Source organism: Lentzea sp. NPDC020367 (genome assembly GCF_044387305.1).
Classification (GTDB): domain Bacteria; phylum Actinomycetota; class Actinomycetes; order Mycobacteriales; family Pseudonocardiaceae; genus Lentzea.
In genome coordinates, this window is sequence record NZ_JBIRVV010000004.1 from 656,571 (window position 1) to 680,384 (window position 23,814).

Below are 23,814 nucleotides of genomic sequence, written 5' to 3' on the forward strand. Positions count from 1 at the left end.
GGATTCGGTTCTTTTGAACGTTCTAGATCTTGGCCGCGACGATCGGAGCAAGCCGGTCGGCGATCTTGCGATGGCCCTGGTCGTTGGGATGCACGTTGTCCGACGTGTCGGTGGCCTCGTCGATCCAGCCCGTGGTGTCGACGAAGTGCACGTTGCCGTCGCCGCCGTCGGTGAGCGTCCGCACCGCCGCCTGGGTCTCCGGGAGGTACCGCTTGCGGAACGTCCCGAGCGCGAAGATCGCCGCCGTCGGGTACTTCTCCCGCGCACGCCGCAGGAGCGTGACGTAGGAGGAGCGGAACTCGTCCTTGGTGACGCTGTGGCCGACGTCGTTCGTGCCGAGGTTGATCACGACGGCGTTCGCCTTGTAGCGACCGAAGTTCCACGCGGGCGTGTTCAGCGCCAGGCCGGTGCGCAGGAAGCCCTCGCGCATGCTCAGGCAGCCGTCCGCCGCCGGGTGCAGGCACGCGCCGCCCACCGCGATCTGCGTGTGGCCGGCCTTCAGCTTCTCGCCGGTCAGCCAGCCGTACGCGGTGAGCGCCTGCTTCGACGACAACTGGCCGACGGTGATCGAGTCGCCGACGAACTCGATGATCTTCGACGGCACGGTGGGCGCGAACGTGCGCGCGCCGGTGTCGATCTCGATGCCCTGGTACACCGCGTCGCCCTTGTAGGAGCCCGCGATCGGGCGGTAGGAGACGCGCAGGGTGTGGTTGCCCGCGGCCAGTGGCGCCGGGGTGAGGTCCACGGTGCCGGTCCGGTTCACGTAGGACACGTCAGGCCCGCCGTCGATGCTCACGAAGAAGTCGATCGCGCGGCGCTGCCTGAGCTTCACCGTCCGGCCGGTGAAGCCGACGACGAGGTAGGCGCCCGCCCACTCGGAGACGTAGGCGCTCGACGAACTCGTGTTCCAGCGGCCGAAGTACCTGACGTTCGGGTCGGTGGGTGAGCTCGTGGTGGCGGCGGACGCCGCCGGGGCCACGGCGGTGGTGCTCACGAGCACCACCGCCGTGACGAGAAGTCGTGTGATCATGATCCGGCCAATCGGTGCGAGGGCAGGGGAACGCGCGACCAGTCGACGTCCGAGGCGAAGTAGAAGCTCGGGTACGAGGGCTGGTTGTAGGTGGTCTGCTGGCGGGCGACCTCGACGCGGTACTGGCGGTCGTGCATGAGCGTGTACATCTTGTGGTGCGTCGGTTCGGTGCTGAGGTAGAAGCGCAGGGCCGTGCTGTCCTGCGTGCGCACGACCAGTTCCTCGCGCCAGTCGCCGAAGACGTCGGCCACGAGCGACGGGTTTCCCTTGGTGCCGTTGTTCATGCGCGTTCCGGTGGCGGTGAGCAGCGTGCCGCGCCGCCAGTCCTCGACGGCCGGCGTCACGTCCTGGGCGCCGGTCACGATCTGGGTGGTCAGGTCACCGGCCCAGCGGATGCTCATGTTCGTTCCGGGAGAACGGTTCTCGAGCCTGCGGCCGTCCGCGCTCCAGATGCCCGCGGAGTCCGAGCCGTTCGGCATGGACGCCCACGTCTCGAGGCCGGGCACGTCCGGGCGGACGTCGCCGATCATGCCTCGGCCGGTGTCCATTCCGGAGTAGGCGCCGTAGATCGTCGTGCCGGTGCGGGCGTCGCGCAGCGCGTAGCCGTACGGGGCGGAGCGCGCGCCCTCGTGGACCATGTAGATCTCGAGACCGGGACGGTTCGGATCGATGTCGGTGACGTGCAGGGCGTCACCGTGCCCGACCCGGACCTCGGCTCCCGGTTCCGCACTGCCCGGTGGCAGCACACCGACCGAGCTGTACAGCAGCGAACCGTTGTCGTCGAGCGTCGCGCCACCGTAGATGATCTCCTGTCTGCCGTCGCCGTCCACGTCGGCGACGCTCAGCGAGTGCGCGCCCTGCGTCGTGAGCTCGGCGTGACTCGGGTTTGCGCCGTCACGTCCGTGCGGGGTGTCGCGGAACGGGTTCGTCATCGGCACCCAGCCGCTGTCGACGAGCCAGCGCTTCCTGAGCCGCCTGCCGTCCCAGTCGTAGGTCGCCACGGTGGAGCGGGTGTAGTAGCCGCGGGCGAAGATCGCGGACGGACGCTTGCCGTCGAGGTAGGCGACTCCGGACAGGAACCGGTCGACGCGGTTGCCCGGTTCGATCCGGGGCATCGCGTAGTCGCCCCACATCAGCCCGTCGTCGGTGCGGCCGGGTTCGTAGCGGATGGTCTGCAGCTCGCGTCCCGTGGCGCCGTCGAACACCGTCAGGTACTCCGGGCCGTCGACGATGAAACCGGCGAACTGGCGCAGCTTGTTGTTGGTGCTGCGGGACGGCGCGTAGACGTCGATGAAGTGGTCGACCAGTGCGGCGGCGTCCTCTGTGGACAGCGGGTAGGCGTACCGCGGCTCGATGCCGAACGCCTGCTCCAGCGTCGCGGGCCACCGGCCGGCGACCACCTCGGGATGGGAGTCCCAGCCGCGGAACACGTCGATGAGGTGGTCGCGGTAGCCGTCCGGGCTGAGCCGGTAGTCGTCGGTGTGCCGATATCCCGCGCGCACGTCCTCCCGTGGCATCGTGATGTACCGCTCGCGGCCGTCACGAGTGCCCGGCGCGGTCTTCGTCATCAGCTCCGCGCGGCCGTCGCCGTCGAAGTCGTAGACCAGGAACTGGGTGTAGTGCGCGCCCGCCCGGATGTTCACGCCGAGGTCGATCCGGTGCAGCAGCGTGCCGTCGAAGCGGTACGTGTCGAGGTACACCGGGCCGGTGTAGCCGACCTGCGAGACGTCCTTGGAGTTGCTGGGATCCCACTTCACGACGTACTCGTACTGGCCGTCGCCGTCCACGTCACCGACGCTGACGTCGTTGGCGGAGTAGGTGTAGTGCTCACCGGCCGGCGTCACGCCGTCCGCGGGCTTGTGCAGCGGCAGGTCGTGGTGTGGTGCCGTCCACGCCGTCACGGACTTGCTGCGCCCCAGCGGCACACCGCGTCGCACGGGAGCGACCTGGTATCGCGCTCCAGGTGCCGCGCCGGTGTCGACGTACGTGGTGCTGTCGGTGACGGTCGCGACGCGCCTCCCGTCCCGGTAGACCGCGAAATCGGGTCCCGAGAGGCCGGTGGCGGTGGAGCCGGTGGCCTCCTGGCCGAGCAGGCGCCAGCTCAGGTGCACACCGCCCTCGACCGAGGCCGCGACGAGCCCGCGGTCGAGGTGTTCACCGGGCGTGGGGTGCGCGGCGGCGGGCAGCTGCCCGGCCAGGACGGCGGTGAACACGAACGGCAGCAGAACCCCTCGTCGCAGATCCACGACGGCTACCATGACCCCTGTCCAGCACCTGACGCAAGGGTCTGAATGTGTTGCTGCATAATGCGGAAAGCGTTTTCCTTCGTTGCCGTCGAATCGAGTGCGCCGTTCGACGGAAGAGGTGTCGAACGAGTCGAATCGACCTGGTGGTGCCGCGGTGACCCGCCTGTGGTTCGAGGCCCCCGCCGCGGCGTGGGAGGAAGCGCTGCCGCTGGGCACCGGCAGGCTCGGCGCGATGTGCTTCGGCGGCGTCGACGCCGAACTGGTGCAGCTCAACGACGACCGGCTGTGGACGGGCTCACCGCTGGCGGCGCCGTCCGGTGATCCGGACCTGGTGGAACAGGCCCGTTCGCACGTGCTGGCCGGCTCACCTCGCGCGGCGGAGGAGGTGTTGCGACGCCTGCAGGGGCCTGACACCGCGAAGTACCTGCCGCTGGCGGAGGTCTCGCTCGTCAGCGGACCGGGCAGGGCCGAGGCCTACCGGCGTGAGCTCGACCTGCGCACCGGCACGTACTCGGTCTCCTACCGGAGCGGGCGGACGGCGGTGCGGCGGGAGGCCGTGTGCCACGCGGGCCTGCACGTCCTGGCGCTGCGGGTGACCGGTGCCGGCGTGAGCCCGGTGCTGCGCGGGTCGTTGCCAGGAGAGCACTTCACCTCGTCCGGCGGGATCGTGGGGGTGCGGGGCGTGGTGCCGTCCGGGATGGCCTGGGCGGCGGTCGTGGCGGTGGACGGCGACACGGTCTACGTCACCACGGAGGCCGGTTACCGCGGGCCCGGCACCGCGCCGGTGGACGATCCCGCCGAGTGCTCCCGCGTGGCGCTCGAACGGGTCGAACAGGCCCGCGGGCTGGGCTGGGCGACGTTCCGCGACCAGGCCGTCCAGGCCCATCGGGCGTTGTTCGACCGGGTGAGCCTCCAGCTGGGCCCGGTACCGGACCTGCCGACGGACGAGCGGATCGCGTGGCCCGACCGGGCGTTGCCCGCGCTGCTGTTCCAGTACGGCCGCTACCTGCTGATCACCAGCTCCCGGCCGGGCACGCTGCCCGCGAACCTGCAGGGCGTCTGGAACCCGCACACCGATCCGCCGTGGCGCGGCAACTACACGCTCAACATCAACCTCCAGATGAACTACTGGCCGGCCGAGGTCACCGCGTTGCCCGAGTGCCACGAGCCGCTGCTGGAGTTCGTCGAGCAGCTGTCCGGACCCGGTGCGGAGACGGCGAAGGCGCTCTACGGCGCGCCGGGGTGGGTGGCGCACCACAACAGCGACCCGTGGTGCCTCACCACCCCGGTCGGTGCCGGTGCCGGCGACCCGGCGTGGGCGAACTGGCCGATGGCCGCGGCGTGGCTGTGCCGGCATCTCCTGGACCACTACGCCTTCACCGGTGACGCCGGCTGGTTGCGTGACCACGCGTGGCCGGTGCTGCGCGGGGCGGCCGAGTTCTGCCTGCACTGGCTGGTCTCCCGCGACGGCGTGCTCACGACGGCGCCGTCGACGTCACCCGAGAACCACTACCTGGCCGGGGGAGAGCCGGTCGCGGCTGGCGTCGGGTCCACCATGGACCTGGCGTTGACGGCGGACCTGTTCGCCGGCCTGGTCGAGGTCGCGGACGTGCTGGGGCTGCGCGATGACGTGGTGGACGAGGTGCGGAGGATCGAGCTGCCGCCACCGCCGATCGGGTCGCACGGCGGCCTGCTGGAGTGGGCCGACGAGGTACCTGACGCGGAGCCGGGCCATCGGCACGTGTCGCACCTGTACGGCCTGTATCCCGGTGATCAGATCGATCCCGTGCGCACTCCGGCGCTGGCCGAGGCCGCACGGCGTGCGCTCGTCGCCAGGGGAGACGCGGGCACGGGCTGGTCTCTGGCCTGGAAAGCCGCTTTGTGGGCCCGGCTCGGTGACGGCGACCGCGCGCACACGTTGCTCTCGATGTTGCTGACGGAGGCGACGGAAGGAAGTCCGCACGGCGGCGGGGTGTACCGCAACCTGCTGTGCGCGCACCCTCCGTTCCAGATCGACGGCAACTTCGGTGCCACCGCGGCGATCGCGGAGATGTTGGTGCAGAGCCACACCGGCGTCCTGCGCCTGCTGCCCGCGCTGCCCTCGGCCTGGCCGACCGGGGTGGTGCGCGGACTGCGGGCACGAGGCGGAGTGGTCGTCGACGTGTGGTGGGACGGAGGGGAGCTGAAAGCTGTCGCGCTGCGCACTCTCCAAGGGGAGAAGACAGTTGTCGTGACGTGCCAGGGACATGCGGCAGAGGTGACGATCCGCCCGGACGTTCAGCTGATGCTCGGTGAGAAGCTCGTCCCGCGGTGACGAACGTCCGCGTCCAGGCACCTGCCCGGACGCGGACGTCGTCGCTCAGGCGGGCACGAAGATCGCGCCGAGCCGGTCGATCTCGGTGCCCGACCGGCCGGTGAACCCGGCGATGCGCCAGCCCGCCGGTGCGGTGACGGTGAGCGTCTCGCCGGTCGGCTGACCCGCTGAGAGCGTGCGTCCGCGGTTGGTGGTGAACGCGGCCGAGAACACCCGCGTGCGGCCGTTGTACTTGCTCTGGGTCAGTTTCGCGGACACGAAGTGCTCACCCGGTTCGAGCGTCAGGGACGTGGCCGTGCCGCCAGAGCCGCCGTGGGCGAGCGTCGTGCCGTTCGTGAGCGTGGCGGCGATCTGGTCCAACCTGCTGGCACCGCGCAATGTGAGCGTGCGCACGGCACCCAGGTCGATCGCCGCGACGTCGGTGAACGGGCTGCCGTGCGGACCACCGGCTTCGGCGCTGAGCTGGATGCCGTCGTCCGCCGTCCAGTCGAACCGCGCGGCGATCGGGTAGTGGTCGGACAGCGGTTTGCCCTGGGCGTCCACGAACGCCGCGTTGTCGTTGCGGTAGTCGCGTGCGGTCAGCGTGATCTGCCGGTTGCCCCGGTAGAGGATCTTGTCGACGACCTCGCACGAGTCGGTGAGCGCCGCCGGGTCGCACACCAGCGCCGGGTCGCCCGCCGCCGGTGCCTGGCCGCCGCGTTCGAGCTGCACCCACGCGTCGGTGAGTCCGTTGGTGGTGACCAGTTCGCGGATGTTGTCGTCCGCGCGGGTGTAGCGGGTGTTGGTGTCTCCCATGACGATGACCGCGTTGCCCGCTGAGTTCGCGGCGATGAAACGGGACAGCTGGGTGATGTTCGACCGGCGTGCGGCGAGGTCCGAGTTCTCGGTACCGGCGTTGGGGTGCAGGTTGTAGAGGTCCACGGACACGCCCGCGGCCAGCTCGACCCGCTGGTACGAGAAGCCCTTGGGCGTGAGGCAGTCCGTGCCGTTGCAGGACGACCACTTCGTGCGTTCGAGATCGCTGTAGGGCCGGTGCGACAGCGTGTTCAGGCCGCTGCCGAACGGGACGCCACCGGTCGTCGGGGTGCGGTGCGCGTGGTTGTCGCCGGCGTACAGCGCCGCGTGGTAGTTGAAGTCCTCCTGGACGTTGACGATGTCGTAGGGCGCGAGACGCGGGCTGATCAACGGGGTGTTCACGGCGGGGTTGCCGGAGGAGAGCGGTTCCGGCAGGCCTGCCACGTTGTAGGTCAGCACTTCGAAGCTGCCACCGGTGGTGGCGTGTGCCGGCGTGGCGAGCGCCGCCAGCACCACGGGGATCAGGAGCAGGGGTCTGATCATCAGTTGCGCGTCCACTTCTGGTTGGCGGCGCCGTTGCACGTCCACAGCACGAGTTTCGTGCCGTTGGCCGTCGCCGCGTTGTAGGCGTCGAGGCAGAGACCGGACTGCACGCCGGTGATCGTGCCGTCGGCGTTGAGGTTCCACTGCTGGTTGGTGCCACCGGTGCACTCGTAGATGGCGACCTTCGTGCCGTTGGTCGTGCCGTGGTCCCAGGCGTCGAGGCACTTGTTGCCGTAGACCACGAGTTCCTTGCGGGTTGTGAGCGTGAACGTCTGCTGCTCGCCGCCGTTGCAGTCCCACAGCTGGGCCTGCGTGCCGTTGGTGATGGTGTTGCCGTTGATGTCCGCGCACCGGCCGGACTGCGAGCCGATGACCTCGGTGCCCGCCGTGCCGGGCAGTTCGCGCACCTCGACGGCCGTCACCCCAGTTCCGGACAGCGTCAGCGAGTTGGTTCCCTTCGCCAGGGATACGATCGCGGACACGGTGCCCTGGGGCGTCGGCGGAAGAGCGAGCGTGGTGGGGATCTGGCCGCCGTTGACCTGCAGGGTGGTCTGGCGGGCGACGCGATCGGCGTTGGTGTACTCGAACGTGGCGACCGCGAGCCCGCCGGCGCTGGCGGTGATACCGGTGGCGCGGGAGTTCACGACGGGGTAGGTGGCGGCGCTCGCCTCCGTGCCGGCGACGGACAGCAGCACCGCGTCGCCCGCCGGCACCGTGACGCTGTGGCTGCCGTTGGTGATCGGCGTGGCGATGCCGCTCCACAGGTCGCGTGCGGCCGCCATCCGGCCGGCCAGGCCGAGATCGGCCAGCCTGACCGTCATGGTGGCCGGCGAGGACGTCCGGTTGAGCAGGGCCACCGCCCTGCGCCCGGTGCCGGACAACACCTTCGCGTAGACCTGCTGGTCGCGGACGTCCTCCGCGACCTCCACGGCGGGCAGTCCGCGCGGGTCCTGGCCCACGGCGAGCACCTCGCGGTTGGTCAGCACCCCGAGCGCGCTGTCGTTCAGCTTCGTCAGGTCGTTGCCGAGCAGCATCGGTGAACCGCCGACCGCCCACAGGCCCATGTGCACCCGGCTCGCCGCGGCGGACAGGCCGGGCATGCCGATCATCATCATGTCCGGGTCGTTGTAGTAGCCGGTGTGCTGCGCGGTGGGCCGCTGGTTCTTGTCGAAGTTCTCGTGGACCATGCCGATCGACGGCGTCTCGTGCGCGAAGATGATGTCCGTTCCGGTGCGCCACAACGGGGCCATGCCCGGCGCCCAGTTCCACGGGTCGTTCTTGCCCCACTCGCAGATCGACAGCACCAGCTCACGTCCGGTGGTCGCGCTCGCCCTGGCTGCGGCGTCGCTGAGCGCCCGGTAGGTGCCGGGAGCGTCGAGCTTCTCGACGTCGGCGCCACACCAGTCGACCTTGACGTAGTCGAAGCCCCAGCGGGAGAACCGCAGCATGTCCTGCTCGTAGTGCCCCTCGCTGCCGGTGCCGGCGTGTGGAGGACCGGGGGTGGGGAAGTAGTAGCCGCAGCCGTTCTTGCCGGCGTCGGTGTAGATCCCCGCCTTGAGCCCCTTGCCGTGGATGTAGTCGGCGATCGCCTTCATGCCACCGGGCCACTGGGCCTCGTCGACGGTGATGTCGCCCGCGCCGTCGCGGGTGCCCTTCCACCAGCCCGAGTCGATGTTGACGTACCGGTAGCCGGCGGCCGCGAGCCCGGACGACACCAGTGCGTCGGCCTGCGCCTTGATCACGTTGTGGTCGATGTTCTCGAAGAACGTGTTCCACGAGGCCCAGCCCATCGGCGCGGCGGGCACCCGGACCTGGTTCCCGGAGATCGCGGGCCCGGCGGAGGCAGGTGTACCGCCGATCGCGGTGACGGTGCTCAGGGCGACTATCAGAACGAGTAGTCGTGTGAACGTTAACATGAGGGGTTGGGACTCGCTTTCCGCTTTTGCAGGGGGATTCGAGGAAAGAGAATTCGGGCAGGATGTGAGCGCTGCCATGATCTAGTCGCGAACTCGGGCCGTCAACGGTTCGGCGAATGTTCGCGGTCGATTCGACGAATGCGTTCGACGGTATGACAGAGGCCGTCCGGCCGGACAAACCCGAGGTCAGCCCGATGTCCGCACCGGACAGGCTCCGCCGGTGGGCCACTCGGCGGTGTCTGCCGGTGATCGGCTGGCTAGTGTCCGAATTCTGGGAGCGCTCCCAGAATTCCCCGAGAACAATCGAACATTTCCCTGGAGGTCGTCGTGACCTTGCGATTTCTCCGAGCGGTGGTGACCGGGCTGCTGCTGGCGGCCTGTGTCGTCATCGCTCCCACCGCGGTGAACGCCGCCGCACCAGCGCGAGTGATGGCGCTCGGTGACTCCATCACCGGCTCCCCGGGGTGCTGGCGGGCGCTGCTGTGGAAACACCTGCAGGACACCGGGTACACCGACGTGGACTTCGTCGGGTCGCTGCCGGCGCAGGGCTGTGGCTTCTCCTACGACGGTGAGAACGAGGGCCACGGCGGGTTCCTCGCGACCAACATCGTGCGGGACAACCAGCTTCCCGGCTGGCTCTCCTCGGCGCGGCCGGACGTCGTGCTCATGCACCTCGGCACCAACGACGTGTGGAACAACATCCCCGCGAGCACGATCCTCAACGCCTACACCGCGTTGCTCGGCCAGATGCGGGCGAGCAACCCCGCGACCAAGCTGATCGTCGCGCAGATCATCCCCATGAACCCGTCGAACTGCTCCGCGTGCGGGCAGCGGGTGGCCGACCTGAACGCCGCGATTCCCGGCTGGGCACGGGCGAACAGCACCACGGCGTCCCCGATCACGGTGGTGGACCAGTGGACCGGGTTCGACACCGCCGCCGACACCGGCGACGGCGTTCACCCCAACAGCACCACCGGCATCCAGAAGATCGAGAGCCGCTGGTACCCGGCGCTGGTGGCGGCGCTGCGGTCGCAACCCGCGGCGGTGGGCCTGCACGTCGAGGGCACGCGGGTCGTCGAGGGCAACGGCGCCACGTTCGTCATGCGCGGCGTGAACCACGCGCACGTCTGGTACCAGAGCCAGACCAGGGCGTTCGCGGACATGAAGACCTTCGGCACCAACACGGTGCGCGTCGTGCTGGGCAGCGGGCAGCGGTGGGGACCTACTCCGGCGGCGGAGGTCTCGAGCGTCATCGCGCTGTGCAAGCAGAACAAGCTGATCTGCGTGCTGGAGGTGCACGACACCACCGGGTTCGGTGAGCAGAGCGGTGCCGCGAGCCTGGACCAGGCGGCGACCTACTGGATCAGCGTGGCCGACGCGTTGAAGGGGCAGGAGAACTACGTCGTCGTCAACCTGGGCAACGAGCCGTTCGGCAACAACGCCTCGGTGAGCGCGACGTGGGCCAGCGCCACGAGCAGCGCGATCAGCAGACTGCGCGGTGCGGGACTCCAGCACCTGATCATGGCCGACGCGCCGATGTGGGGCCAGGACTGGGGCAACATCATGCGCGACAACGCGGCGTCGGTGTTCAACGCCGATCCGTTGCGCAACACCGTGTTCTCCATCCACATGTACGGCGTCTACGACACCGCGGCCGAGATCAACGCGTACTTCGACGCGTTCCGGACCGCCGGCCTGCCGCTGGTGGTGGGGGAGTTCGGGCACAACCACAGCGACGGTGACCCGGACGAGGCCACGATCATGGCGCAGGCCCAGGCGCGCGGCCTCGGTTACCTCGGCTGGTCGTGGAGCGGCAACAGCAGCGACGTCGGCTACCTCGACATGACCAACTCGTTCAACCCGGCGAGCCTCACCTCCTGGGGTGAGCGGTTCCTCAACGGCGCCAACGGTGTCCGACAGACCTCGAAGGAGTCCACGATCTACGGCGGTGGCGATCCCGGCGACACCGTGGCGCCCTCCACGCCGGGTACTCCGGTCGCCTCCGGGGTCACGTCCACCGGTCTCACGCTGAACTGGACGGCCTCGACCGACAACGTCGGCGTCACCGGCTACGACGTGCTGCGCGCCGTCGGCAGCGGCTCGTTCACCGCGGTGGGCTCGACGGCGACCGCCACGTACGCCGACTCCGGTCTCTCGCCGTCGACCACCTACCGGTACCAGGTGCGGGCGAAGGACGCCGCCGGCAACGTGTCGGCGAGTTCCGGCATCGTGTCGGCGACGACCGGCGCGGGTGGCGGCACCGGTGCCTGCAAGGTCGGCTACTCCGGCCAGAACTGGGGCGGTGGCAACGGTTTCACCGCCAACGTCACCATCACCAACACGGGCACCTCCGCGGTCGACGGCTGGACGCTGGCCTTCAGCTACGCAGGCGGCCAGAAGGTCACGCTGCCCGGCTGGGGAGCGACGTTCGCCCAGTCCGGTGCCGCGGTCACCGCGACCAACCTGACCTGGAACCGCACGCTGGCGCCGAACGCGTCGGTGGGCATCGGGTTCAACGGCACGTACAGCGGGTCGAACCCCGCGCCGACCTCGTTCACCCTCAACGGAAGCACCTGCACGACCGGTTGACGTTTAAACGATTCAACCGGTGATGTCCGATTGCGGACAGCCTGCTCCCGCAGTCCTTGACACTCCGACCGGTCCACAACAGTCTTGCCTCGACGCCGCGATTGAAACGTTTCATCCAGCGACGAAGGTGGAGACGACGTGCGCAGACGTGAGTTCCTCAGGACATCGGCCGTCGGGCTGTCCGCGACGGCACTCCCGGTCGGGGTGGCGCACGCCGGGCCGGCCGACAAGGCTGGTGGCATGCGGGTCGTGCGCACGACCGTCGAGTACGCGGAAACGCTGCTGGGCACCGATGTCACGGCACCCCGGCTCGGCTGGGTGCTGGCGGCGGAAGGCACCGGCGCACGGCAGACGGCCTACCAGGTCGAGGTCGGCACGGCGCCCGGACGGTCGGACGTGTGGCAGTCCGGGAAGGTCGGTTCTGACCGGACCGCAGGGGTTCCGTTCGCGGGCAAGGAACTGAAGCCGCGCACGCGTTACCACTGGCGGGTGCGCGTGTGGGACGGCTCCGGCCGGGTGTCGGCGTGGAGCACGACGAACTGGTGGGAGACCGCCCTGCTCGGCACGCCGTGGCAGGCGCGGTGGATCGGTGCCGCGGACACGTCGATCACCTTCGCCGGTGCCTCGTGGATCTGGTCGGCGACGTCGCCGGTGGAGAGCCGGTGGTTCCGGACGTCGATCGATCTTCCGGCGGACGCGGTCAGGGCCAGGCTCGTCGCGACCGCGGACGACGACTTCACCCTGTACGTCAACGGTTCTGAGGTCCTGCACGTCCCGGAGCAGGTCGACGTGTGGAAGGTCGGGCAACGCGCCGACGTGACCCGCCTGGCCGGCCGCCGGATCGTGCTGGCCGCCCGCGCCACCAACAGGTCGACGGGACCGGCCGGGCTCCTGCTGCGGCTCGTGGTCGATCTTCCCGACGGCCAGCGCGAGATCGTCACCGGTCCCGGCTGGAAGGTCGCGCAGACCGAGCAACCCGGCTGGCAGACCCCGGACTTCGACGACTCCGCGTGGACTCCGGCGACCGTGCTCGAACCGTACGGCCAGGGGCCGTGGGGAGCGAACGTCACGGTCAAGGAGCAGCCCGCGCCGTTGCTGCGCAGGGAGTTCGCGCTCACAAAACCGGTCAAGCGCGCCCGGCTGTACGTCAGCGGCCTCGCGTACCACGAGACCGAGATCAACGGCCGGCGCGTCGGCGACCGGGTGCTCGATCCCGGGTTCACCGACTACGACAACACCGTTCTGTACGCGACGCACGACGTCACGAGTCTGGTTCGCAGTGGCCGCAACGCGATCGGCGTGACACTGGGCCGCGGCTTCTACGGCATGAAGACGCCGAACGTGTGGCGGTGGGAGCGCCCGCCGTGGCACGACGAGCCGAAACTGCTGGCACAGCTGGAGATCGACCACCCGGACGGTACCCGCACGACCATCACGTCGGACGAGGAATGGCGGCTGACCGACGGCCCCACGGTGTCGAACTCGCTCTACACCGGCGAGACCTACGACGCCCGCCTCGCGCCGCGCGACTGGACCAAACCGGGCTTCGACGACGGCGCGTGGCAGCGCACGACGGTCCGGCCGGCGCCGAAGGGCGCTCTGAAGGCCCAGGAACACGAACCGATTCGCGTGATCGAGTCGGTCACGCCGACTGTGAGCGTGCTCAAGCCGGGTGTGTTCGTCGCCGACATGGGCCGCACGATGTCCGGCTGGACGCAGCTCACCGTCACCGCCCCGGCCGGCACCCTGGTGCGGCTCAAGCACGGCGAGACGCTGAACTCCGATGGCAGCGTTCACATGGAGAACGGGCACGTCACCGGCAACCGCATCCAGCTCGACGAGTACGTCTGCGCCGGCGGCGCGGAGACGTGGGAACCCAAGTTCTCCTACAAGGGCTTCCGCTACATCGAGGTGACCGGACTGACGGCGGCGCCGAAGCTCGTCGGCCGGCTGGTGCACTCGGACGTGCCGCAGGCCAGCACCTTCCGCTGCTCCGAGCCGTTGTTCGAGCAGTACGACGCCGCGATGCGCCGCACCGTCGCGAACAACCTGCACGGCATCCCCACCGACACCCCGACCTACGAGAAGAACGGCTGGACCGGCGACGCACAGGTCGGCGCGCCGTCGATGCTCGCCGAGTTCGGCATGGCGAAGTTCTTCACCAAGTGGCTCGGCGACCTCGCGGACGGCCAGGACGCGGCAGGCCAGCTGCCGGTGATCGTGCCGAGCGGCGGCTGGGGCTACCGCGAACTGGCGCCTGCTCCCGAGTGGACGACCGTCTACCCGTTCGTGCTCAGGGAGATGTACCGGATCTACGGCGACGACCGGCTGCCCGCGCAGCATTGGCCGGTGCTCACCCGCTACCTGGACTGGGAGATCGGCAGGCTGCGCGACGGCCTCGCGGTCACCGCGCTCGGCGACTTCCTGCCACCCGACTCCGGCGGCATCCCGCCCGAGGACACCCGCCTCACCGCCACGGCGTACCTCTACCGCGCGTTGGTGCACACCGCCGAACTCGGTGATGTGATCGGCAAGCCCGTCCCGCGCTACCGCGAGGTGGCCGCGAACCTGTTGTCAGCGTTCAACACCACCTTCCTGGACGGCTACTACCGCACCGCCAAGGACACCGACTACCGGCAGACGTCCAACGCGATCCCGCTCGCGTTCGGCATGGTGCCCGCGGGCTCGATCCAGGCGGTCGCGGACAAGCTGGCCGCCGAGGTCCGCGCGAACGGCAACCACGTCAACGTCGGCTGCCTCGGCGCCAGCGTGCTGCTCCAAGCGTTGGGCGACAACGGTCACGCCGACGTCGCACACGCCATGGCCACCGAGCGGTCGTACCCGAGCTGGGGCCACTGGTTCTCGAACGGCGCCGACACCATGTGGGAGATGTGGGACACCGGCACCCGTTCCCGCAACCACTACTTCAAGGGCACCATCGCGCAGTGGCTGTACGAGCACGTCGCCGGCCTGCGACCGGGCGACGCGGGCTACCGGACGTTCACGGTCCGGCCCTCCGCGACCGCTCTGGCGTGGGCGCGGATGGAGTTCGAGAGCGTGCGCGGCCGCATCAGCGTGGGGTGGGCGAAGGTCGACGGAGTGCTGCGGCTGACCGTCGAGGTGCCGGTCGGTTCGACCGCCGAGGTGCACGTGCCGCACTCCAGTGGCGTCGCGGTGGTGAAGGTGCCGCACGGACGGTGGAGGTTCACCGGGGGAGGGAGCGCCGCAGCGGCGGCAACCGCCGAACCGGCTTCCTGACACTGCACGGCCTGCCTTGCATCCCGTTCCTGCGCGTCATCCGGCCCGTCCTCCGCGTTCCGCTGGACGGGATCGGCTGATTCCTTTGTGGACGTTCGATTCGTTGCGACCTGCTCAGGTGGTCGCCGTCGCCCAAGTCCGCTGGTTCGCGCCACGAGGTGCCGGCAGGTCGGTCGTGGACGCGTCGTTCACGACGAGGTCGAAGCGTTCACACCGCAGGGCGTAGCTCGCCGGCGCGGACAGGGGCGCTCGCACCCAGAACTCCTGGGTCTCGCCTGCGCGCAGCGGTTCCCGGAAACGCAGCCCGCACTCTCCTTTCAGCGCTCCCTTCAGCACGGTCACGTCGGTGGTGCAGGGAAGAGTGAACTCGTCCACGCCATCGCGCAGGGCCACAACGGTCCAGTGTTCGATGCGGGCCGGCGGTGACTCGTTCAGCAGGAGTTCGACGCGGATGCGCGCGATGTACCACTCCTCCCGCGGCCGCCGGCGTGGCCGGAGCGCTGCCTCGGCCAGACGCGCGAATCCGTCGTCGAGTCTGCGGCGGACGGTGCGCGCGTCCCTGTGCGAGCGGTCGGCGAGCCAGTCCAGCCGATGAGAGAGGAACAGGTGTTGTGCTTGCGGATTGAGGCCGAGCGCGGTGGTGACGACGAGCCGCAGGTCTTCCGGCAGCACGTGGACCAGGCCGTCGACCCACGTCCGGAGTTTCTCCCTGCTCATTTCCGCGCCGTCGTGCGCTTCCATCGCGGTCGCAGTGCGCAAGAACGGACCGATGTGTCGCTCAAGACCAGGCGCCTGTACGCCACGACCGCGGCATAACGATTTCAGTTCGCACACGAGCTGATGCGTCGAGACGGTCATGTATCCCTCCGGCCAGGTCGACTCGGTTTGCTGAGCGCTATGTCGACGCTGGCATCGGGTGCGTTACCGGCTTCGCGAGAACGTTGTTTTCCAGGTGGCGAAGAATGTCAACTCCGGGAAACTTGAAAAAAAGAAGACAAAATCAGGACTCGCGCTTTCTGTTGACCTGCTGCTCGAACCAGTCGAACGCGTGCATCGCCGCGCTCGGGAGGAAGGTCGCCAGGAGTTCGGCCGTGAACGCCTGGCCGTAGAGGTCGTTGCGGCGTCCCATCTCCTCCACCGCGTCGCGTCGCACCGACTGGAACGTCCGCCTGGCCTCCGCGCGGTCGCCTCGCCAGAAGTGCATGATCCCGAGCTCGTACCGCGTCCTCAGGGTTTCCGGATGGCCTGCGCCGAGCACGTGCTCCTGACCTTTCAGAGCTCGGGTGTAGTGGTCGAACGCCTGGTCGCGATCTCTGTTCTGGGCGTGTGCCTGGCCGAGGAGGAACACGGTGCGCAGGTAGAGCCGGTGGTCCAGGCCGAGGTGGCCGGCCACCCGGCCGGCCAGGTCCGCGTACTCGGCGAAGACCAGGTGAGGGGCACCCTGCCCGACCATGACCCGCAGGTGTGCCACGGTCGCTGCCAGAGTCCTCGGGTTGCCGGGGCCGAACTCGCGGCGGGCGGCCGCCACCTGTTCGCGCAACGCCACCTCGGCTCTCACCCAGTCCTCCTTGGCCGGGAACTTCTCCAGGATGAAGACCTCCAGCTGCGCCTCGTGCAGCAGCGCCGCGGCCTCCAGCGCGTGGATGTGGCCGGAAAGCCCCTGGCGCTGGTAGCGATCGACGATCTCCTTGGCCTTGGCGCGCGCTCCGATGCGGTCCTCCGTCGCCATTCCGATGGCGACCAGTTCGAGCTGGAGGGGGATCAACTCCTCGGTGAACTGTTCGCCCATCTCGGCCATCAGCGCGTTCGCCAGGTTGGTCGCTTCGGCGAAGTAGCCGAGCGCGCGGCGGTTGCGCACGTGCGCGGTGCGGACCGTGATCTGCTCCGGCGGTGGTGCGCCCTTCAGCGCGGTACCCGTGACCAGTCGTTGCCAGATCACTTCGGCTTCGCGGTGCCGGGTCCTGGCGTCGAGCACATCGGCCCGGACGTGCTCCGCCCGCATGGTCGTCAGGTCGTCCTGCGCGAGCTCGGCGAGCCTGTCGGCGTGTTCCAGCGCCTCGTCGTAGTCGCCAGCGGCGAACCTCCGTCTGGCCGCCGCGTGCAGGTGGTCGAGTCGGCCGGGTTGCCAGCCGAACAGCTCCTCGTAGCACGGTGCCGAGAGGCTTGGCTCGCCGCGCGCGTCGTGGTGGGCAGCTACCAGCTCGTTGAGTGATATCGACAGGTCGGGTGACGACTTGGTCCGGGAGAGCAACGCGCGTGCGTGTGGTGCCAGCTCGGCTGCGCCGGTCTCGGGCAGTGTGAGCAGCAGCTGACGTGCCGCGACCACGGCGACGCCACCCAGCTCGTCCCGTCCGGCGCACTGTGACATCGCTTCGCGCACCAGCTGGTGCACCTGCCACGACGTGTCTTCCTGGGTGACGAGCCGGTCCTGGTCCAGCTTGGCCAGCACCGCGGCCGTGCGGGGGAGAACCGAAGGTTCCAACGCCTCGGCGACCCTGTTGATCAACGCCGCCGGCAACGGTTCGGGCGCGCACACCGCGGAGAGCACGAGCACCATGCGTTCGAGGCCGTCCCGGTGTTCGATCGTGTCTCGGGTCATCGCCAGCGCCCGGTCGAGCACCCCGGCGTCGGAGGTCAGGTGGTCGACCCGTTTGCGCAGGTCCCAGAGTCCTTCTCGCCCGCGGGCTCCCGTCGCGGCGAACCGGATCGCATAGGGGTGCCCGCCCAGACGTGCCACCACCGTGTTCACGGCGTCGACCTCGTCGCCCACCGCCGGGCGGTGCTGCAGTTGTGTGAAGAGCTCGCGGCCGTCGTCCGGGGAGAGACCACCGAGCCGCACGGGTGTGGCGATGCTGTGGGAGAGCTCCTGCTGCCCGATGAGCAAGGTGTGCACGCCGGCGACGTCCGGGACCAGCTCGGCGAGAACGTCGTCCGGCGTGCCCGCCGGTAGCGCGTCCACCACCCACAGCTTGGGACCTGGCCGTTCGCTCAGGTGCCGGGTCCACCAGTGGAGCAGTTGACGGCGGGTCGGACCACCCGGCAGGTGGCCGGCCTGTTCGGCCATCTCACGCAGGCGCGCGGTGTGCACCGCACGCACCCGGTCCGCGTGACGAGTCGCGCCGGTCAGGTCGGTCCAGTAGATGCCGCCGGGGTAGAGGAACCCGTAGTCGTGCACGTAGACCTTGGCGAGCGAGGTCTTGCCCATGCCGGTCATGCCGGTGAGCGAGGCCACCTGTGGTGCTGTCACCGGGTTCATCAGCGGGTGGTCGCCGCGGTGCAGTGCCGAGTGCAACGCCCACCGGTCGCGGTACCTGCCGACGAAGTCCACCGTCGGCTCGAACTTCCGCTGATTCACCAGGGGCGGCGGGCCGAAGCCCATTCCGGGGAACGGGCCGTCCAGCGCGTCCGCCTTCTGCCGGACCAGCGCCACCAGGTCGGCGAGATCGCGCTTCGACTGCCACGTCCGCACGTACCGGTTGGTGCTCAGCTCCAGCGGGAGCAGGTGGTCGGTGACCGGATCCTCCGGGTTGACCACCAGGATCCGCTGCTCGACCTGACCCGCCCGCAGTGCCGTGAGATAGGCGTACCGCAGCTCGAACTCGCACGCCGACCGCTGCGGGAACGAAGCCGAGTAGTACACGAGCATCGTCTTCGATTCGCGTAGCGCCGTCGTGATCTCCGCGGAGACGCCATGGCCGTACCGGATGCCGCGCTCGTCGATGAACGCGCGCAGTCCCGCGTCCCCCAGCGCCTTGTACAGCTCCATGACTCGCGGCCGATCGTCGCCGCTGAACGACAGGAACACGTCATAACCGGCTTTCACGCCGTGGACGGTATAGGTCGATGCGGGACGCTACTCGGCAATGTCGTACTTCCGCCGGGAAACTGTCACTTTTTTGTCCTGGCCGGATCCGCTGGGCGCGGCTTCATCGGTCGCCGCAGAATGCGACAGGGAACTGTCCCGGTTTTGTCCACTGCGTCCCGGGGGCAGACGCCTACCCTCGTCATTCACTGATTCATGGAAAAGTGAGGTTTCGGCGCATGACGCGACGCTTGGGGAGTCGGTACACGCTGGGGGAGTTCCTCGGTTCCGGCGCGATGGGCCAGGTGTACGAGGGCGTGGACGAGAGCGGCGCGCCTTACGCGTTCAAGCTGCTGCGTTCCGACCTGGTCGACGATCCGAATTTCATCGCCAAGTTCCACCAGGAACGAGCGATACTGACCAGCCTTCGGGGGCAGCACCTCGTCACGGTTCACGACCTCGTCGTGGAGGGTGACACGGCCGCGATCGTGATGGATCTCGTGCGAGACGGCAGTCTGCGCAAGTTGCTCAACGCCTCGGGCGGCACACTGTTGCCGGCGGAGGTCGCGCGCATCGGCGCTGGCATCGCGGACGCCCTGCACAGCGTGCACCTGGCGGGGTTCGTGCACCGCGACGTCAAGCCGGAGAACGTCCTCATGGACTCCTCCACGCCCCGGCTCACGGACTTCGGCATCTCCAAGATGACGAACACGTCCAAGGTCGGCCGCAGCACGATGCTCGCGGGCACGCCGTACTACGTGGCGCCCGAACTGGTGGACGGCAAGGACGTCAGCCCGGCCGCCGATCTCTACTCGCTCGGGATCGTCCTGTACGAACTGTGCTGCGGTGTCACGCCGTTCGTGGGTGAGTCGGTGTTCCAGGTGCTGCGCGACCACTGCGAGAAAGCGCCGGGGAGGCCGAACAGCGTTCCGGACGAGCTGTGGGACGTGATCGCGAACCTGCTGCACAAGAACCCGGCCGCCCGGCCGCGGTCAGCGGAACTCGTCTCCGCGGTGCTGCTGAACCTCTCCTCGCGGCTGCTGAACTCACCGGTCGGCACTCGTCTCGACCTGCCGCCCGCGGCCATTCCGTTGAACCAAGGCAACGACAACGAAACGGTGCTCCGCGTGCCCAAGGCCCCCTCGCCCCCACCGAAGAAACGAAGGAGCCGAGTGCTCCCCGTCCTGGCCGCGATCGCCGTGCTGCTGGGTGGCGCGGGCGGTGCCTACGCCTTGATGTCGGCCAAGGAGAACAGTTCCGGCAACGGCGCGGTCGCCGCCACTCCGACCGGAGGGAACGGTACTGCTACAACGACGACCACGGGGCCGACCACCACGACCTCCAGCGAGGTCCGGATCACCACGATGCCGGACCTGGTCGGCAAGAACATCAGCGCGGCGAAGGATGCGCTGCCCAGGTCGATGAAGGTGGAGATCGTCGACCAGGTCGACGAGAAGGCCGCGCCGGATTCGGTGCTCAGCCAGGAACCTGCGGCCGGGCAACCAGTGGGGGACGGCGCGAAGCTCGTCGTCGCTAGAGCGGGTGTAGTCGTGTACCTGGACTCGTTGACACCGACTGCGGGACGGTGGGGCACCTCGGGAAACGGGTTCGTGGTGGGGATGGGAGCCAAGCAGTACGTGCACTCTGTGGGCACCAACCTCAATTACTACAGCAGCTGTGCGTCCGAGGTGTTCAGCGTCGAGTACAACCTCTCAAAGGGTTATCGGCGGTTCGTAGCCGCGGCCGGTTTCAGCGACAACTCCGAGAACACCGCGGTCAAGGTCCAGCTCGAGGTGTTGGCGGACGGCAGGCAGATCTTCACCAAGCCGGTCGGGTTCGGCTCGACCGTCCCGCTCGACCTCGACCTCACCGGGGTGCTGCGGCTGACGTTCCAATACCAGGTGACGAGTGGCTCCAGGACTTGCAGCGACAACACGTTCGCGTTGGGTGAGGCGAAGCTGCTGGGCTTGGCCAGGGAAGTGCCGACTTCGGGTCTGCCGGCGGCCTCCACCGCTTCGACGACCACGACGACGTCCCGGTGACAGCCGGGCTGGAGGTGTCGTCAGGCGGTCGGTCGTGGACGTTCCCGCCGGGAGCTTCGGTTCTCGTGGGACGCGGTGCGACGAGCGACGTGGTGGTCGACGACCCGGAGGTGTCGCGCGACCACCTCCGGGTCGAGTACGACAACGGATGGGTGCTGCGCGACCACGGCAGCGCGGGCGGCACCTGGGTGGACGGGCGGAAGGTGCGCGAACAGCGCATCGCCGGTGAGCTCGTGGTGCGGCTGGCGGGTGAGGTGGAGGTGGTGTTCCGCTGCGGTACCGCCACACCACCGAGCGGCGTGATCAGCATCGGCCGGGCGGCGGGCAACGACCTGGTGCTCGCTGATCCGATGGTGTCGCGGCGGCACGCGACCGCGCGGTACACCGGCGACGGCTGGCGGGTCGCCGATCTGGGCAGCGCGAACCCGGTGCTGCACAACGGCGAACCCGTCGCGGCCGACGCCCTGGTGTCTTGCGGCGATCTGCTCACCTTCGGCTCTACGGACGTCCTCGTCACGCCGGTGGGACTCACGCCGTTGCCAGGAGCCAAGCAACATCTGGTCGTTGACGACGTCGGGTTCACGTTGCCCGACGGCAAGCCGTTGCTCTCCGGAGTGTCGCTGGACGTGCGGCCGGGCGAGCTCGTCGCGGTGGTCGGACCGTCTGGCGCGGGCAAGTCGACCTTGCTGAAGGTGCTGACCGGCGTGCTCGTGCCGACGCACGGTCACGTCAGCTACGACGGACTCGACGTACACGAACACGCGGCTGTTCGTGAACGGATCGGCGTCGTGCCGCAGAAGGACGTGATGCACGTCCGGCTCAGCGCACGCCGTGTACTCGCCTATGCCGCGAAGCTCAGGTTGCCGGCCGACACCACGCGGCGTGAACGCAACGACGTCGTTGCCGCGGCGTTGGAACAGGTGGATCTCACCTCGCAAGCGCGGACCACGGTGCGCCGGCTTTCTGGCGGCCAGCAGAAACGCGTGTCGATCGCGATGGAACTGTTGACATCGCCACCGTTGCTGTTGCTCGACGAACCGACCTCTGGTCTCGATCCGTGGCTGGACAAGCAGATCATGACCTCCTTGCGCGCTATTGCGGACGCGGGACGGTCAGTCGTGGTCGTGACCCACAACCCCGACAACCTCGCTCAATGCGACCGGATCCTCGTGCTGGCGCTCGGCGGCGTGCCGTTCTTCCTGGGTGCGCCCGACGACCTGCGCGTTCGGTTCGGAGCAGCCAGCTGGGCCGACATCTTCGAAGCGGCTGCGAGCAGGCCGATGCCTGTCGGGGCCGGTGCTCCCGAACGGCGGGTGGCCACGAACGCGCCGCGGTCCGTCGCCACCCCGAGAACGGTGTGGCGTCAGCTGGCGACGCTGGTGTCCCGGCACACCAGGCTCATCCTGGCTGATCCCGGCTACGCCGCGTTCCTCCTGCTGATCCCGTTGTTGCTCGCCGGGCTCGCGTTGGCCGTGCCGGGCGAGGCGGGACTGGGACCACCAGGAGCGGCGGACCCCACCGAACCGACGCAGATGCTCGTGCTGCTGTTCGTCGGCGCGGCATTCACCGGCGGTGCCTGCGGAGCAAGGGAGATCGTCGCTGAACGGACGATCTTCCTGCGCGAACGTGCGGCCGGGCTGCGGCCGCGCGCGTACGGGCTGAGCAAGTTGCTGGTGTTCGGCGTCATCGTCGCCATACAGGCGGTCCTGCTGGTGGCCGGCACTCTGGCGGTGAAACCAGGACCGGCCGACGCCGTGCTGCTCGGGCATCAGGCGATCGAACTGATCGTGGCGGTCTGGCTCACCGCCTTCGCGTCGTGCGCGCTGGCGTTGGTCGTGTCGGCGTGGGTGAAGTCTTCGGAGCAGGTCATGCCATTGCTGGTGGTGCTGGTGATGGCGCAGCTGGTGTTGTGCGGGGGGATGATTCCGATCACCGATCGGCCGGTGCTGGAGCAGCTGTCCTGGCTCGCCCCGGCGCGCTGGGGGTACGCCGCCGGCGCATCCACTGTGGACGTTCGGGCGCACGTGCCCGGTGTGCCCGCGGAGCCGTTGTGGCGCCACGAACCGACGTGGTGGCTACTGTCCGCGGGAGTCCTGCTCGCCATGACCGTTCCGCTCGCGGCGCTCCTCGTGCGCAGGGTGGGTCGGGTCCGAGCCGAGTGATCGCCTTTCGTCCCAGGCGATTCCGTAGGACAGGTTGGGGGTGAGATCGCGGAAGGCAACCTTCACCTCACCCGCGCTGTCGGGTCGGATCGGACCTCGCGGCGCGGCGCTGTCGTTGACCTCGCTCATGCGCAGACCGTCCACCTTCCAGACAGCGGCAGGCGGGCGGTGCGCGGCGAATCTGACATGCAGATCGAACGACTCGCACGGAAAGCTCGGGGTGCACGCGTAGAACGGACCCATTCTCCTGGAGCCGGAAAAGCGGAAGCGGACGAAGAACTCGTGTTCGTTCCCCTCGGTGAGCGGCTGCGCCAGTTCCAGGTCGAAAACGACGCGGCTCGACGAGTAGTTCGCCCGTGCGCGCAACGTCCCGCCGGTCAGCAACACTATTTCCGGATCGTCCACCGGAGCGTTGTCGTCCCAGTTCTCGGGAACTGGAACAGAAACCTCGAGGCGCACCTCCCGCACTTCGCTCGCTGATGTCGTGATCCGGCGCATCTCGTACACCTCAGTCACGTCGCGATCGAGCACCACCCAGGTGCGCAGCGTTCTCGTTCGCCACGGTGCCGGCTCCGGTCCGCTCTCCGGAGTCGCTTTCGACAATTCCGCGATCGCGAGCTGTGCCAGGAGCTGGATCCCTTCGTCGATCCGCCTGCTGGCGGTTCGCCGATCGCGGTGGATCTGCCGGGCCACGAGGACGACGCGGTCGCCGTACAGGCGAGTCTGGCTGTCCTCGGCCAGCCCGAGAGCCGTCGCCACGGCGGCGGCGAAGTCCGGGTGCAGGCGTGCCGCCAGTTCTGTCAGCTTGGTGGCCAGAACCTCCCTGACCTGCGCAGGACCCGCGTCTGGAGCAAGCGAGAACGTTGTTCGCAGCGCTGGTCCGACGCGGGACAGGATGTCCGGCGTGTCCAGTCCTCGCCCCTTGCGCAGCGCCTTGAGTTCGGCGACGAGGGCACCGGTGTCGACCCGCATGTCTGCCTCCCACGAGCAACGCGAGACAGGGCAGTCTAGTCAGCGCGTGTTTCCAGGTTTCCCGTTGGTTCGGGTCACAGGAAACCACTTTCTGTCCGATCGGTCCGCGGGCGAAGCTTCTGGTGTCGGCAAAAAGCTGACGAAG

General features: G+C 68.9%; 12 protein-coding genes. 5 read left to right on the forward strand and 7 right to left on the reverse strand.

The window, feature by feature from the left end; translation table 11 throughout:
• Positions 1-22: 22 nt before the first annotated feature.
• A complete protein-coding gene (locus tag ACH413_RS20700) occupies positions 23-1,030 on the reverse strand; it encodes a GDSL-type esterase/lipase family protein (protein WP_360035658.1) in 1,008 nt (335 codons plus the stop codon).
• Complete coding sequence (locus tag ACH413_RS20705; RefSeq protein ID WP_360035655.1) at positions 1,027-3,276, reverse strand: rhamnogalacturonan lyase; 2,250 nt, start codon at positions 3,274-3,276, stop codon at positions 1,027-1,029. The genes ACH413_RS20700 and ACH413_RS20705 overlap by 4 nt, the downstream gene beginning before the upstream one ends.
• 154 nt (positions 3,277-3,430) lie before the next feature.
• Here ACH413_RS20705 and ACH413_RS20710 point away from each other — a divergent pair, with 154 nt between their 5' ends.
• A complete protein-coding gene (locus ACH413_RS20710; RefSeq protein WP_360035652.1) occupies positions 3,431-5,590 on the forward strand; it encodes a glycosyl hydrolase family 95 catalytic domain-containing protein in 2,160 nt (719 codons plus the stop codon).
• A 45-nt stretch (positions 5,591-5,635) separates the two neighbouring features.
• On the opposite strand, the gene ACH413_RS20715 is transcribed toward ACH413_RS20710, so the two are convergent.
• Entirely contained in the window at positions 5,636-6,928 is a 1,293-nt protein-coding gene (locus ACH413_RS20715) for a jacalin-like lectin (RefSeq protein WP_360035649.1), read from the reverse strand.
• A complete protein-coding gene (locus ACH413_RS20720) occupies positions 6,928-8,844 on the reverse strand; it encodes a ricin-type beta-trefoil lectin domain protein (RefSeq protein ID WP_360035646.1) in 1,917 nt (638 codons plus the stop codon). Before ACH413_RS20720 ends, ACH413_RS20715 begins: the two co-directional genes overlap by 1 nt.
• A 327-nt stretch (positions 8,845-9,171) precedes the next feature.
• On the opposite strand from ACH413_RS20720, the gene ACH413_RS20725 reads away from it, so the two are divergent.
• Both ACH413_RS20725 and ACH413_RS20730 read left to right on the forward strand, forming a co-directional pair.
• Positions 9,172-11,433 carry a cellulase family glycosylhydrolase gene (locus ACH413_RS20725; protein WP_360035643.1) on the forward strand — a complete coding sequence of 754 codons (2,262 nt, stop codon included), beginning with the start codon at positions 9,172-9,174 and terminating at the stop codon, positions 11,431-11,433.
• 138 nt (positions 11,434-11,571) lie between these two features.
• The gene (locus tag ACH413_RS20730; RefSeq protein ID WP_360035640.1) at positions 11,572-14,691 is read left to right on the forward strand and encodes a family 78 glycoside hydrolase catalytic domain; all 3,120 of its coding nucleotides are present in this window, start codon (positions 11,572-11,574) and stop codon (positions 14,689-14,691) included.
• Between the two features lie 114 nt (positions 14,692-14,805).
• On the opposite strand, the gene ACH413_RS20735 is transcribed toward ACH413_RS20730, so the two are convergent.
• Positions 14,806-15,450 (reverse strand): hypothetical protein, encoded by a 645-nt coding sequence (locus ACH413_RS20735; RefSeq protein WP_360035638.1) that lies wholly within the window; start codon positions 15,448-15,450, stop codon positions 14,806-14,808.
• 241 nt (positions 15,451-15,691) lie between these two features.
• On the reverse strand, positions 15,692-18,514 hold the full coding sequence (locus ACH413_RS20740; RefSeq protein WP_360035635.1) for a TIR domain-containing protein: 2,823 nt from the start codon (positions 18,512-18,514) through the stop codon (positions 15,692-15,694).
• A 218-nt stretch (positions 18,515-18,732) separates the two neighbouring features.
• On the opposite strand from ACH413_RS20740, the gene ACH413_RS20745 reads away from it, so the two are divergent.
• Together ACH413_RS20745 and ACH413_RS20750 are read left to right on the forward strand one after the other, a co-directional pair.
• Positions 18,733-20,535, forward strand: a complete 1,803-nt coding sequence (locus tag ACH413_RS20745) for a protein kinase (RefSeq protein WP_360035633.1) — start codon at positions 18,733-18,735, stop codon at positions 20,533-20,535.
• Positions 20,532-22,697 (forward strand): ATP-binding cassette domain-containing protein, encoded by a 2,166-nt coding sequence (locus ACH413_RS20750; RefSeq protein ID WP_360035630.1) that lies wholly within the window; start codon positions 20,532-20,534, stop codon positions 22,695-22,697. The genes ACH413_RS20745 and ACH413_RS20750 overlap by 4 nt, the downstream gene beginning before the upstream one ends.
• Here the strand turns inward: ACH413_RS20750 and ACH413_RS20755 are convergent.
• Complete coding sequence (locus tag ACH413_RS20755) at positions 22,611-23,669, reverse strand: hypothetical protein (protein ID WP_360035627.1); 1,059 nt, start codon at positions 23,667-23,669, stop codon at positions 22,611-22,613. The genes ACH413_RS20750 and ACH413_RS20755 overlap by 87 nt on opposite strands.
• Between the last annotated feature and the right edge of the window lie 145 nt (positions 23,670-23,814).

Excerpts from the sequence above, each read along its gene's own strand:
- ACH413_RS20700 (WP_360035658.1), bottom strand. The coding sequence starts at position 1,030 with ATGATCACACGACTTCTCGTCACGGCGGTGGTGCTCGTGAGCACCACC.
- ACH413_RS20715 (WP_360035649.1), bottom strand. The coding sequence starts at position 6,928 with ATGATCAGACCCCTGCTCCTGATCCCCGTGGTGCTGGCGGCGCTCGCC.
- ACH413_RS20720 (WP_360035646.1), bottom strand. The coding sequence starts at position 8,844 with ATGTTAACGTTCACACGACTACTCGTTCTGATAGTCGCCCTGAGCACC.
- ACH413_RS20745 (WP_360035633.1), top strand. The coding sequence starts at position 18,733 with ATGACGCGACGCTTGGGGAGTCGGTACACGCTGGGGGAGTTCCTCGGT.
- ACH413_RS20755 (WP_360035627.1), bottom strand. The coding sequence starts at position 23,669 with ATGCGGGTCGACACCGGTGCCCTCGTCGCCGAACTCAAGGCGCTGCGC.